The organism is Prevotella heparinolytica, assembly GCF_004342845.1.
GTDB lineage: Bacteria > Bacteroidota > Bacteroidia > Bacteroidales > Bacteroidaceae > Bacteroides > Bacteroides heparinolyticus.
The window spans coordinates 59,560-72,675 of the sequence record NZ_SLXB01000001.1; the positions used below are offsets into that span (position 1 = coordinate 59,560).

The 13,116-nt window shown below is 45.5% G+C and carries 11 protein-coding genes; 6 read left to right on the top strand and 5 right to left on the bottom strand.

Annotation, left to right across the window (positions count from 1 at the left end):
- Positions 1-117 precede the first annotated feature (117 nt).
- Entirely contained in the window at positions 118-654 is a 537-nt protein-coding gene (locus EV202_RS00290) for an RNA methyltransferase (RefSeq protein WP_106069612.1), read from the bottom strand.
- A 474-nt stretch (positions 655-1,128) separates the two neighbouring features.
- On the opposite strand from EV202_RS00290, the gene nadA reads away from it, so the two are divergent.
- Positions 1,129-2,067, top strand: a complete 939-nt coding sequence (gene nadA, locus EV202_RS00295; protein WP_131924523.1) for a quinolinate synthase NadA — start codon at positions 1,129-1,131, stop codon at positions 2,065-2,067.
- 85 nt (positions 2,068-2,152) lie between these two features.
- On the opposite strand, the gene EV202_RS00300 is transcribed toward nadA, so the two are convergent.
- Genes EV202_RS00300 through leuS form a run of 3 tightly spaced genes read right to left on the bottom strand, consistent with a single transcriptional unit; the run spans position 2,153 to position 6,526 of the window.
- Complete coding sequence (locus tag EV202_RS00300; protein ID WP_131924900.1) at positions 2,153-2,734, bottom strand: non-canonical purine NTP diphosphatase; 582 nt, start codon at positions 2,732-2,734, stop codon at positions 2,153-2,155.
- 43 nt (positions 2,735-2,777) lie between these two features.
- Positions 2,778-3,680, bottom strand: a complete 903-nt coding sequence (locus EV202_RS00305) for a YitT family protein (protein WP_131924525.1) — start codon at positions 3,678-3,680, stop codon at positions 2,778-2,780.
- Positions 3,681-3,685: 5 nt separating this feature from the next.
- Positions 3,686-6,526, bottom strand: a complete 2,841-nt coding sequence (gene leuS, locus EV202_RS00310) for a leucine--tRNA ligase (protein WP_131924527.1) — start codon at positions 6,524-6,526, stop codon at positions 3,686-3,688.
- A 315-nt stretch (positions 6,527-6,841) separates the two neighbouring features.
- On the opposite strand from leuS, the gene EV202_RS00315 reads away from it, so the two are divergent.
- Both EV202_RS00315 and EV202_RS00320 read left to right on the top strand, forming a co-directional pair.
- Positions 6,842-7,711, top strand: coding sequence for a DMT family transporter (locus EV202_RS00315; protein ID WP_131924529.1), 870 nt, complete (start codon positions 6,842-6,844; stop codon positions 7,709-7,711).
- Between the two features lie 72 nt (positions 7,712-7,783).
- Positions 7,784-8,641 (top strand): hypothetical protein, encoded by an 858-nt coding sequence (locus EV202_RS00320; RefSeq protein ID WP_394364496.1) that lies wholly within the window; start codon positions 7,784-7,786, stop codon positions 8,639-8,641.
- Between the two features lie 21 nt (positions 8,642-8,662).
- On the opposite strand, the gene EV202_RS00325 is transcribed toward EV202_RS00320, so the two are convergent.
- Positions 8,663-9,823 (bottom strand): acyltransferase family protein, encoded by a 1,161-nt coding sequence (locus tag EV202_RS00325; protein ID WP_131924533.1) that lies wholly within the window; start codon positions 9,821-9,823, stop codon positions 8,663-8,665.
- 986 nt (positions 9,824-10,809) lie between these two features.
- On the opposite strand from EV202_RS00325, the gene EV202_RS00330 reads away from it, so the two are divergent.
- The 3 genes from EV202_RS00330 to EV202_RS00340 all read left to right on the top strand — a co-directional run bounded on the left by EV202_RS00330 (position 10,810) and on the right by EV202_RS00340 (position 13,049).
- Positions 10,810-11,295 carry an HU family DNA-binding protein gene (locus EV202_RS00330; protein ID WP_106041242.1) on the top strand — a complete coding sequence of 162 codons (486 nt, stop codon included), beginning with the start codon at positions 10,810-10,812 and terminating at the stop codon, positions 11,293-11,295.
- A 232-nt stretch (positions 11,296-11,527) separates the two neighbouring features.
- A complete protein-coding gene (locus EV202_RS00335) occupies positions 11,528-12,340 on the top strand; it encodes an SPFH domain-containing protein (RefSeq protein ID WP_106041243.1) in 813 nt (270 codons plus the stop codon).
- Between the two features lie 49 nt (positions 12,341-12,389).
- Positions 12,390-13,049, top strand: a complete 660-nt coding sequence (locus EV202_RS00340; RefSeq protein ID WP_131924535.1) for a class I SAM-dependent methyltransferase — start codon at positions 12,390-12,392, stop codon at positions 13,047-13,049.
- The last annotated feature ends 67 nt before the right edge of the window (positions 13,050-13,116 follow it).

A 13,116-nucleotide genomic window follows, 5' to 3' on the forward strand; every position in this document is an offset into this window, starting at 1 on the left:
ATTTATGCAGCAAATATACGAAAACATAAAAACATATCAATGTACCGAACAGGCATAAATTTAAGTACATAGAACCAATCTACTGCATATATACATGCACAAAACCAGGAATAAGCCTTACAGCTGTTTCAATTGTTTGAATAAATCCCAAATAACGATACCTGCCGTGACCGATACGTTCAAAGAATGCTTCGTTCCGTATTGGGGTATTTCGATGCAACCGTGAGAATGGTCTATCACCTCCTGCTGAACACCTTTCACCTCATTTCCCAACACCACGGCATATTTTTCGCTCTTATCCAACGTAAGTTCATCCAGCATCACACTGCCTTTTGCCTGCTCTATGGAATAGACCGTATAACCTTCTTCCTTGAGGTTATCAACAACTTCAACAGTGTTATCAACATACTTCCAATCTACGGTGAATTCGGCTCCAAGTGCCGTTTTGTGCATTTCAGGGTGGGGAGGAGTGGCAGTGATGCCACAAAGATAAATGCACTCTATGCGGAAAGCGTCCGAAGTGCGAAACACAGAACCTATGTTATGAAGACTGCGAACATTGTCCAGCACGACCACCAGAGGCAGTTTATCCGCTTCCTTAAACTCTTCCACACTGATGCGATTCAACTCCGTTATCTTCAGTTTTCGATTCATGTGCCGCTCTATTTATATTTATCTGATGCAAAGATAATTCTTTCCGTTAACATCCCTGTTAATAACCGTGGAAAAGGTATCGATACAGCGTGGAAACATTTTTAAAAGTAATCCTTGCATTATTCATTGAAAAATATATTACGATACTGATACTAACAAAACAAATAAGTTAGCAAAAATCTTCTAAGGGTATATCAACACATTTTTAAGCATTGTTTCGACCATTAATCTCTCTAAAGTTATTAACTTTGCGCCTTGTGAACTGTTGTTAATAGAAAAGATAATAAAAGCTGTAGTAAGCTTATAATCAGCTGATAGAATACTTTAAAATGAGTTGATAACTTAAGGATAGTACATGGCTTGTAACTAATAACTTAATAAGCAAGAAAAATCATTTTTATTTATCCACACTATTAACCGACTATCATCACCATCAAAGGATTTTTTAAAAGAAGAGGAATAAAAAATATAATTATGGATAATCTGACAGAAGCCATCAAACAGCTGAAGAAAGAAAAGAGCGCGATCATTCTGGGGCACTACTACCAGAAAGGTGAGATACAGGATATAGCCGACTATGTGGGTGACAGTCTGGCCTTGGCACAATGGGCAGCTCGCACGGAGGCTGACATTATCGTTATGTGCGGTGTGCACTTCATGGGCGAGACGGCAAAGATTCTCTGTCCTGACAAGAAAGTACTGGTTCCGGATATGGAGGCAGGTTGTTCGCTGGCTGATAGTTGTCCAGCCGATAAGTTCGGTAAGTTTGTCAAAGAGCATCCCGGACATACGGTGATATCCTACGTCAACACAACGGCAGCCGTGAAGGCAGTGACCGATGTGGTGGTCACTTCTACCAACGCCAGGCAGATTGTGGAAAGCTTCCCTAAAGATGAGAAAATAATCTTCGGGCCGGACAGGAATCTGGGTAATTATATCAACTCCATCACCGGAAGAGAGATGTTACTATGGGATGGTGCATGCCATGTACACGAGCAATTCTCGGTTGAAAAGATTGTTGAATTAAAGATGCGGCATCCCGGTGCGTTGGTATTGGCGCATCCCGAATGTAAAAGCACGGTTCTGAAGCTGGCCGATGTGGTAGGTTCTACGGCTGCATTGCTGAAATATGCCGTGGCTCATCCTGAAAAGAGTTATATTGTGGCTACGGAGTCGGGCATCCTGCACGAAATGCAAAAGAAGTGTCTGCATACAACTTTTATTCCTGCTCCTCCCAACGACAGTACCTGTGCCTGCAATGAATGCAGCTACATGCGTCTGAATACGTTGGAAAAGCTTTATGACTGCTTGAAAAATGAGTCGCCCGAAATAAAAGTGGATGCTGAAATTGTTGCCAAAGCAGTGAAGCCCATACAAAGGATGTTGGAAATATCGGCCGAATTGGGATTGTAGTTATCTAAAATATAAGCCTCCTATAAACGATTGCCATTTATAGGGGGCTTTACTGTGTACCTGCTTCTTATCCCAAACTCAAGTATTATTTCATCAATAGGAAGTGGCAAAGCTTTTGGGTGGCCATTGCCCGGTGGCTGATTTTATTCTTCAGTTCGTTGCCCATTTCGGCAAAGGTTTGTGAATAACCTTCGGGCACGAATACAGGGTCATATCCAAAGCCGGAAGTTCCTTTTCTGTTTTTGATGATTTCTCCTTTGACGATTCCTTCGAACAAGTGTTCTTTTCCGTTGATGATAAGGGCAAATACGGTGCGGAATCGGGCTCTGCGATTTTCTACATTCTCCATCTCTTTCAGCAGTTTTTTCATATTGGCTTCCGAATCGTGTGCATCGCCGGCATAACGGGCTGAATATACTCCGGGAGCACCGTTGAGAGCTTCTACTTCCAAACCGGTATCGTCGGCAAAACAATCCAAGTGATAATTTTCGAAGATATATCTTGCTTTTATCAAAGCATTTCCTTCGAGCGTATCTGCTGTTTCGGGAATATCGACGTTGTAGTCTATGTCCTTCATGCTGAGAAGTTCAATCTTCTTACCAAGAATGGCGCTGACTTCTTCCAGCTTGTGTGTGTTGTTGGTAGCAAATACGAATTTCTTTTTTATACTCATTGAATATCTCCTTTATATTTGTGGCTCGCCTGTATTACTACTTCACTTTCAGTCGGTCGAATCCTTCTCCATATACGCCGATGACGGAACTTTGCGAGATGAACGCATTCGGGTCTATGTCTTTCACCATCCGGAATATTTCTATCGACTGGCGTTTGTAAGCAAGCACAACCAATACTTTCACGTTATGTTTGCTGTACCAGCCGATGCCGTCGAGTACCGTTACACCACGATGGGTTTCTTTGGTGATTCGGTCGGCAATTTTCTCATATTCTTTTGAGAAGATGAAGAATTGCACGGATTGTCGGGAACTGTTTACGATGTAATCCAACACGAATCCTATGACAAACAAAGTTACAAAACCGAATATTACCCGTCGCCAGTCGTTGAAGATGAAGTAACAGGAACTTATGATGACTATGTCGCATGCCATTACCATGCGTCCTAAGGTGACGTCGTGGTACTTGTGTATGATAGCGGCGATAATATCGGTACCTCCCGTGCTTCCGTTGCAGTTGAACACGATGCCTAATCCGATTCCGCACATCGTGGCGCCTATCAGGCAGGCCATGAAGTCTTGTCCGGGACCGAGTATCTGCGGCGGAACACCGTCCGCTCCGTTCACTAACAACTGGAAAAACCAAAGCAGGAAAGTCAGTCCGAAGATGGCATATGTGGTTTTGATACTGAACTTCGGTCCGAGTATCTTAATGGCAAATGTCATCAGAATGGCATTGATGATGAAGTACGACCATTGGATTGGAAATCCGGTGGCGTAATAGATAATGGCTCCGATACCGGTAGTGCCTCCGGTAGTAATCTGATAAGGGATGAGGAATGCCGCCCATCCCAGTGCGTAGCTGATGAGTCCGAAAGTGATGAAGACATAGTCTCGCAATTCTCTCGTCACTTCTGCTTTGGTTGGTTTTGTAATTTGCATATCTGTTATTTGAAAACGATGTTCACAATCTTCTTCGGCACGACGATTACCTTGGCAATGGTCTTTCCTTCTATCCATTTGGCCGAACGTTCATCGGACAATACATCGGCTTGAATGGTATCCGGTGTTGCATCTGCCGGGAACTCCATGTTGAAGCGTGCCTTTCCGTTGAAAGAAACGGTGTAGTTCACAGTGTCTTCCACCAGATATTCTTCCTTGGAGGCAGGCCATTCGGCATCACATACGAATTCTGTATTTCCCATTGTTTCCCACAATTCTTCGCATACGTGCGGGGCAAAAGGAGCCAGTACGACGACGAATCGGTTCAGGATTTCCTTTTTGCTGCATTTCATGCCGAACAATTCGTTTACGCAAATCATAAAGGCGCTGATGCTGGTGTTGTAAGAGAACTGCTCGATGTCTCCCGTCACTTTCTTAATCAGCTTATGCAGCGATTTCAGTTCTTCTTTGGTGGGCGGTTCGTCCGTCACTAAATAGTTGCCGTTGCGGTCGTAGAACAAAGACCAGAATTTCTTGATGAAGCGGTGCACACCGTCTATGCCGTTCGTATCCCATGGTTTCGACTGTTCCACCGGACCAAGGAACATTTCGTACATACGAAGCGTGTCGGCTCCGTATCTCTCGACAATCATATCGGGATTTACAACATTGAACATCGATTTGCTCATCTTCTCCACAGCCCATCCGCAGATGTATTTGCCGTCGTCTTCCAAGACGAACTCGGCAGTTGCATATTCGGGACGCCATGCTTTGAAGGCTTCAATGTCCAATACATCATTCGATACGATGTTTACATCCACGTGGAGTGGGGTAGTGTCGTATTTGTCTTTCAGGTTCAGAGACACGAATGTGTTGGTGTCCTTGATGCGATATACAAAGTTGCTTCGTCCCTGAATCATGCCTTGGTTCACTAACTTTTGAAACGGTTCTTCCGTTACGGAAACACCGAGGTCGTACAGGAACTTATTCCAGAAGCGGGAGTAAATCAAGTGTCCGGTGGCATGTTCCGTTCCGCCCACATAAAGGTCTACGTTGCGCCAATACTCATCCGTTTTTTTATCGACCAATGCTTTATGATTGCGAGGATCCATGTAGCGCAGGTAGTAAGCGCTCGAACCGGCGAATCCCGGCATGGTGTTCAGTTCGAGTGGATAAACGGTTTTGTTGTCTATCTTTTCGTTTTCTACGACGCAATTTTTTACAGTGTCCCAAGCCCACTTCACGGCATGTCCCAACGGAGGTTCGCCGGTTTCGGTAGGTAGGAATTTTGCTACTTCGGGAAGTTCCAGAGGCAGGCAGTTTTCGGGAATCATGTAGGGCATACCTTCTTTGTAATACACAGGGAAAGGTTCGCCCCAATAACGTTGCCGCGAGAAGATGGCATCACGCAGGCGGAAGTTGACCTTTACGCGTCCCAGATTGTGTTCCCTTACATATTTCTTGGTCGCTTCGATGGCTTCCTTGACGGTGAGCCCGTTCAATGAAAGGTCGCAATAAGGAACAGCATCTTTGCGCGGAGAGTTGCATACAACGCCTTCTTTGGCATCGAAGCTCTCTTCGCTGACATCGCAACCTTCTACCAACGGACGTATTTCCAATCCGAAGTGTTTGGCAAAGGCATAGTCACGGCTGTCATGGGCAGGAACGGCCATGATGGCTCCTGTTCCGTATCCGGCCAATACATAATCGCTGATCCAGATGGGCACTGCTTCGCCTGTGAAAGGATTCACGGCATAACTTCCGGAGAATACGCCGGTAACGCTGCGGTCGGCAATGCGTTCGCGTTCGGTACGCTTCTTGGTACGTTCCAAGTAGGCATCCACCTCTGCTTTCTGTGCATCGGTTGTCAGTTGCGATACCAATTCGCTTTCGGGAGCCAATACCATGAAGGTGACACCGAACATGGTATCTGCACGGGTGGTGAAAATGGTGAATTCCAAATCACTGTCTTTCACTTTGAATTGTATTTCGGCACCTTCGCTGCGGCCTATCCAGTTCTTTTGGGTTTCTTTCAGGGAGTCGGTCCAGTCGATGGTATCCAGTCCGTCCAATAAACGTTGCGCATAAGCGGATACACGCAGACACCATTGACGCATCTTCTTTTGCACTACGGGGAAACCGCCCCGTTCGGATACTCCGTCCACCACTTCATCGTTGGCGAGTACGGTTCCCAGTTGCGGACACCAGTTCACCATTGTTTCTCCCAGATAGGCGATGCGGTAGTTCATCAGGATTTCCTGCTGTTCCTTTTCGGTTTTGGAGTTCCATTCTTCGGCAGTGAAGTGCAGTTCTTCGCTGCAAGCCGTGTTCAAGTCTTTGTTACCTTGTTTTTGGAAGACCTCAATCAGTTCTTCAATGGGGCGTGCCTGTTTGGCATCGTTGCAATAATAGCTATTGAACATCTTCTGGAAAGCCCATTGCGTCCAATGATAATATTCCGGTTCGCAAGTGCGTATTTCGCGGTTCCAGTCGAAAGAGAAACCTATCTTGTCCAATTGTTCGCGATAGCGGTCGATGTTTTCTTTGGTGGTAATTGCAGGGTGCTGTCCCGTCTGTATGGCATACTGCTCTGCCGGAAGTCCGTATGCGTCGTATCCCATGGGATTCAGTACATTGAAACCTTGCAGTCGTTTGTAGCGGGCGTAGATGTCCGAAGCGATGTAACCCAGCGGGTGTCCTACGTGCAAGCCTGCACCGGAGGGGTAGGGGAACATGTTCAGTACATAGAATTTTTGTTTCGTTTCGTCTTCCGTCACTTGGTAGGTTTTGTTATCCACCCACTTTTTCTGCCATTTCTTTTCAATCTCCCTGAAATTGTATTCCATGATGATAGTTGTTAGTATATTGTTGAAAACCTTGTTTGTTATATTGTTGAAATCGGTTAAAATACGGTTTATAAGCGGTGCAAAGGTAATTGTTTATTTTCAGATTTGTATCGTTAGTGACTAAAAAACATGCTTTTACCTCAGAGTCTGTTTTAATTTTGCTCAAAAAGAATACCCTACATGATATGGAGGAAAATTTAAACATAGACTTTTATATCCCAACGTAAAAACGCGGAGGGTATTTTTGAATTTCTTCATATTCTGATAAAGAAACAGAGTTTTTGTATACATTTGCATGTTTAAAACAAAAACGAAGTGAAGAATCATATTTGGCACATTGTCGCCGCCCTCATAGTGGGGGTATGGGGATTGACGTTTATTTCAACGAAAGTATTGATAGAAAGCGGCATGTCTCCGCAAGAAATCTTTTTTGCCCGTTTCCTGATAGCCTATGTGGGCATTTGGTTTATTTCTCCGCACAAACTGTTCGCCTATGACTGGAAGGATGAACTTTTGTTGCTGGCAAGCGGTGTCACGGGCGGTTCGGGTTTTTTCCTTGCACAAAACGTAGCGATAAAGATAACCTTAGTCAGCAATGTGTCGTTCATTGTCTGTACGGCTCCGTTGCTTACCACGATTCTTGCTTTGCTCATCTACAAAAAAGAGAAAGCCACACGCTGGTTGGTGGGCGGTTCGCTGATAGCTTTGCTGGGAGTGGCTTTGGTGGTGTATAATGGAAATTTCGTTCTGAAGATTTCTCCGCTCGGCGATTTTTTGTCTTTGTTTTCGGCTTTGCTTTGGGCTTTTTACAGTCTGATAATCAGAAAACTTTCAAGTCGTTATTCTGCGGTGTTCATCACTCGTAAAGTATTTTTTTATGGCGTAATCACTATTCTTCCTTTCTTTGCCGTCTATCCGTGGCAGTTTGATGTGTCGAAGCTGCTTGAGCCTGCCATTTTGTTCAACCTTTTGTATTTAGGTGTGTTGGCTTCGTTGATATGCTTTGTGGTTTGGAACGTCATATTGAAGCGCATCGGCATGATTACGGCTTCCAACTATCTTTACCTTAACCCGGTTTTCACGCTGACGGGCTCCATACTGCTGCTTGGCGAACATCTTACTGCGGTGGCATTGACAGGATGTGTGCTGATATTGAGCGGGGTTTATCTGGCAGGGCGGAAGTAAACGTATTTCAATAGGCAAAAGGTTCTGAAATTTTGCTATATTTGTGGTATGTCTCATATTTAAGTTATGTGTATGATGATACGGAAAACAGTAATCTGCTTAGGATGCTTCTTGCTGCCGGTTTTCATTCCGCAACGGCTCTCTGCGCAAGAAGACAGTACGCGTCTTGTCGGCAACAGTGTGCGCCGGGCAGTGTCCATAACGCCCGAAATGAGCCGGCCCGTCCATTCTTCGTCCGACGTTTCTCCTGAAACCCTCCTGTCTGCTCCCCCTCTCCATTCCGAAGGTGTTGACAGCCTGCCCCGTTTTTCGTTGAAAGAAACGTTCCGCATACCTTATTACACCAATCCTTCGCCGCTCTTCAGAGGTGACTATCGCACGAACGGAATCATCATGCAGTTTCATGGAGGAGCTTTATCGGGAGCAGGCGGACAAACGACCTTGCCCGGCATAGGGCGTTTCAATGAAGCTTCACTGCTCTATCGGCAGGTGATTGACAGGAATCTGAGTTTTCAACTCGGCATGGATGCCCTGAAGCTGAACATGTCGCACATCAGCGGACAGGCATTTACCGCTTCGGGAGCATTGATGTATCAGGCTGCCGACCGTCTTGCTTTCAAAGTGTTCGGTTCGTATGCCATCGGCAATACGTATGGAATGACAACTCACAGATATGGAGGCAGTGTGCTGTTCGACGTTTCCGAACGTTTCAGCATGGAAGTGGGTGTGCAGCGCTACTACAATGCCATGCGTGGACGTTGGGAAACGGTTCCGATGGTGATTCCTACTTATAATTTCGACAAGTTCAAGTTAGGATTGGATGTAGGGGGAATTATCTATGAAATTCTTCGCAGTAAAATTTACAGCGGTAGATCCGGTGGAGGCGGACCTACCATCGGCCCGCCACGGTTTCAAGTACCTGTGAAATAGAGTAGGGAAGGCAGAAAACGGCTACCTTCTTTTCATCAGGAACCGTTGTTTCAGCCATTCCCTTGCCGGTTCGTCGTACAGCTTCAAGCAAGCATAGGCAATGGCGATGGATAGGATGAAGAGAGACACTGCAATGAACACATGTGTTTCCAACGATGCGTCAGGATGCTTGCTTGCCCATGCTATCTGCATATATATCAATGGAAAGTGAGTAATGTAAAGAGGATAGGATATCTCTCCGAAAAATCTGCATACAGCCACGGAACGTTTTCCCGTGACGTTGCTGCCTGCTCCCATGAGCACAATCAGAGGAAAAAATACAAGCACGCTTATGGCTTCGTAAGTGCCGTTCATCCATTGATGTGCTTCGTCTCCTATGCGTGGCATCACGAGAATCACCGTAATCAGCAGGGCGCATACGTAAAAACCGCGCTTCACTTTTATCAGCCTGCCCATGCGCGATAGCAGCAGTCCCATAAAGAACGGATAGAGCAGGCGGGAAATGCCGATGTAGAGTTGGTCGGGAGTAAGGCTCCAACCACCTATCAGGGTATGGGTGGCTTCTCCTCTTCCTGCCAGCAGATGGAATACGTCGGTGTTCAGTGTGACGTCCAGCGTAAGACAGGCCGAAAGAACCACGAAGAGGGTTAATGCCGGTTTGGAAAAATGCCGGATGAATAAGGCATAAAGAATGTTGGCCACGTACTCCCACATCAGCGACCATGTAGGGCCGTTCAGTGCATTTGTCTCTCCCCATCCGCGAATGTCCCACGTTGTCGGTGTGGGAATCATCAGGCAGCCGAGCAGCGCCATCAGTATCACCATCCACCATGTGGTGTCGGCGACTAAAGGAAAGGCCGTGCATGCGCTGAAATAAAAGAGCAATGCGCCCAGCAGTGTTCCCATAATCACCATGGGGTGCAGGCGCACCAAGCGCCGTTTGAAGAAGTCCCACGTGCCCATCCTGTCCCAACGGTCGTCGTAGGCATACCCGACGACGAAGCCGGAAAGCACGAAGAAGAAGTCTACGGCCAGATAGCCGTGATTCAATATTTGCGACATGGGGCCGGCGGAGTAAGTCTCGAAAAGGTGGAAGGCCACCACAATCATTGCGGCAACGCCGCGAAGCCCGTCCAATATCTCATAACGAGGCTTGGATGCTAAATAAGTCGTTGTTGGCATATCTGTTTTGTTTCGCCTGCAAAAATAATCGTTTAGTTGACAATAGAAAAAATTAGAGGAAATTTCCCTCTAATTTCCCTTAGCTTCCTCTAATTCTTCTCGACTACCTCTATCTCTTCACTCTTGTTCTTTTCCGTCTTGGCGGTTATCGCTGCCTGAAATCTTGCCTTATAACCGCTTTGTAGAGTTACAAACAAAACACTCTTTTATGAAAATGTGCTTTTTGTGGGTTTAAGTGGATATACGAAAATAGGAATGTACTTTCCGCAACGCTTTTTGTATTCACTTTTCTTTCTGCAGGCTGTTATGTCCGCTTTTTTTATTTAATCGAAAATCTCTTCTCAATCCCGCTTTCAAGGCGCTTTGGAGGGGGCTGAAAATTTTTAGTAAAAACTCACCGGATTTTTAGTAAATCTTGGGTGGAAATTTAGTAAAAATCCGGCCAACTTTTAGTAAACGTTAGAAAGGGCTTTTTGATGGCGGATTTTTTGTCTTGATTTTTTCAAAAATACTGCATGCTTTTTATCCCTTAATATCCTACATGCCCCCATGTGCTCCGTTGCTTGGCGAAGCATACCGTCGATGTGGAAATTCGGGAAAGGAATGGTTCTTTGGGGAGATACGAGGAAAAAACGGCCTGAAGTGAAATTGTAGAGACGACCGTAAACCGCATATTTGATTATCAGATATTTAGCTTCTCATGTTGTAGAGATGATGCTCTTTCGGTTTTCTTTTCCACCAATTTTCCTTTTATGCGTTGTAGAGACACTGTTTTTTAAAATCCCTGATAAACAGCGTTTTAACATTTTCCGTTGTAGATGTCGTTTTCTTGCTTTCTCCTTTTTCCCGCGCTAACTTTGCAACATCGAATTTGAGAAACAGATGCTGCATCGTTGAGGCCTCACGCTGCGTTTCTGCTCCCTCGAAGGAGAAAGGGCATCAGCCTTGATATCTTATATTATTAATCATTTAAAAACAGAAAAACTATGGGACTTCAGTATGTAGTAGCAAAACGTGTGTTTGGTTTTGACAAGACAAAAACCGAAAAGTATGTAGCCAAATCCGTGGGAAGCGGTGAGGTGGATTTTGACAAGTTGTGTGCCAAGGTAAGCCGAATCATAGGTGTACACCGTAAGGTGGTCGATTTGGTGGCCGTAGGCTTGGTAGATATCATGACGGAAGAGATTGACGATGGGAAGACCATCGCTTTGGGCGACTTCGGGCGTTTCCGTCCTTCCTTTAAGGCGAAGAGCGCGGATAAGGAAAAAGACGTTTCGGTGGGCAATATCGTGCGTAAGCGCATTCTCTTTCTTCCTGGAAAAGCCTTCAGCAAGATGCTGAACAGTATGAGCATCACCCGGATGGCAATGCCCGACACCGATTATACCGATGGCGGAAAGAAGAGCGAAAACACCGGCCCGAAGCCTTCGGAAAGCGGTGAAAGCGGTCAGACGGGAAATCCGTTGGGATAATCTTGCTAAATCGTAAAAACTACTGTGAAGTGGAGGGCGAAGTTCAATGGAGATGCTTCGCTCTCCATTTGTTGTTTATGCCCTCATCAATCCGAAGAGTGAACGAATGGAGTTATGCCGTGTTTTATGCAGTCCGCATCGGGCAGAAGAATAAAAAACAATACTGCCGGTCGTTTTTCTATCAAAAATAAATATCTTTGGGCATTGTTTCATTAAAAATCAGTATATCATCATGGGAGTAACAAAGAAAACAACCGTAAAATTCGGAGCGGCAGGCGTCGCAATCATCGGAATCGCATTGTTGATGATGATAATATTTGCCGTGGAGCGCATCGACTCCGGTCAGACGGGAATCATCGTTAATTTAGCCGGCAGCGAGCGTGGCGTGGACGATGCAAAGGTAGAAACCGGATGGGTGATGTACAACCGGTTCTCCAAACAATTATTCGAATATCCTGCTTTTGCACAGATTGTCGATTACGAACCCTTCGACATACAAGACAAGAAAGGAACTATCTTCAAAACCGACCCTACCATTGAGTATTACATCGAGCGCGAGAATGCGAAAATCGTCTTTCTGCGCTATCGAAAAACAACCGAAGAACTGGAACAGTCCGTCATCCTGACCGAAGTGAAGAATGCCTATAAGGATGTGGCCGGATTGTATGAGACGGATTCGCTCATCAACAATCGCCCCGCCTTCGAGAAAGAGGTGGAAGCGTTGCTGAAAGAACGCTTGAGCACACGCGGATTTACGTTCACCAACATACAGTCCAGCGTGAAGCCTAACGACGTGCTGCAAGCCGCTATCGACGAGAAAAACACAGCCGTGCAAAACGCCTTGAAAGTGGAGAACGAGAAGAAAGCCGCCATTGCCGAAGCCGAGAAAGTGGTGGCTGCCGCCAAAGGTAAGGCCGATGCTAACCGCATCCTTCAGCAAAGCATCACGCCGGAACTGATTCAGCTCAAAGCCGTGGAAAAATGGGATGGCAAATTGCCGCTTTCCACAAGCGGAAATACATTGCCGTTCTTGAAACTGCAATAAAATTTATCTACTGATATTGTGTTTCATGTTAAATTCAACAGTTGCGAAAATGGCACAGAAAAATGCGTATGATCGTATGATGTCTCGTTACGATGATGTGCTGACGGGACGTAAATGGTGGTCGTGGCTTTACATGCATTGGCTGTGGGGGGTTGATGATAATGAAATAGCTCGTAAAGTATTGAGTTTTATTCCTGATGATTTTGAGGGAAAGATATTGGATGTTCCGGTGGGGACAATGGTGTTTACGCATGCCAAATATCAGCGTATGACAAATGCGGAGATTGTTGGCTTGGATTATTCTGAAGAAATGATACGCTTTGCATCGCTGCGGAAAAAAAGTGATGAGCTGCACAATCTGACACTTGTTCGTGGTGACGTTGGTGATATGCCTTTTGAGGATGGATGTTTCGATTGTGTACTTACGATGAATGGTATTCATGCTTTCCCGGACAAAGAGAAGGCTTTTGCCGAGATTTTTCGAGTGTTAAAACCTTCAGGAAGGTTGTGCGGCTGCTTCTATGTGGAGGGTGAGCGAGGAGTGGGCGATTGGTTTGTGAGAAATGTGTTGAACAGAAGGGGATACTTTGTGCCACCGCACTATACTCTTTCTGAAGTAGAGAAGAAACTCCGTTCGTTGTTCGGCGAGAATGTGCAACTATCTAACAATCGCTCCATTTGTCTTTTCAGATGTGTGAAATCAAAATGATAAAATCGGAAATTATTCCGATTTGGGGATATTAAATCCCTTGTATCGCCCTCCCATGAACCGAAAC

Coding starts and splice junctions, on each gene's coding strand:
- EV202_RS00290 (WP_106069612.1), bottom strand. CDS start 654: ATGAATCGAAAACTGAAGATAACGGAGTTGAATCGCATCAGTGTGGAA.
- nadA (WP_131924523.1), top strand. CDS start 1,129: ATGGATAATCTGACAGAAGCCATCAAACAGCTGAAGAAAGAAAAGAGC.
- EV202_RS00305 (WP_131924525.1), bottom strand. CDS start 3,680: ATGCAAATTACAAAACCAACCAAAGCAGAAGTGACGAGAGAATTGCGA.
- leuS (WP_131924527.1), bottom strand. CDS start 6,526: ATGGAATACAATTTCAGGGAGATTGAAAAGAAATGGCAGAAAAAGTGG.
- EV202_RS00320 (WP_394364496.1), top strand. CDS start 7,784: ATGATGATACGGAAAACAGTAATCTGCTTAGGATGCTTCTTGCTGCCG.
- EV202_RS00325 (WP_131924533.1), bottom strand. CDS start 9,823: ATGCCAACAACGACTTATTTAGCATCCAAGCCTCGTTATGAGATATTG.
- EV202_RS00330 (WP_106041242.1), top strand. CDS start 10,810: ATGGGACTTCAGTATGTAGTAGCAAAACGTGTGTTTGGTTTTGACAAG.
- EV202_RS00335 (WP_106041243.1), top strand. CDS start 11,528: ATGGGAGTAACAAAGAAAACAACCGTAAAATTCGGAGCGGCAGGCGTC.
- EV202_RS00340 (WP_131924535.1), top strand. CDS start 12,390: ATGGCACAGAAAAATGCGTATGATCGTATGATGTCTCGTTACGATGAT.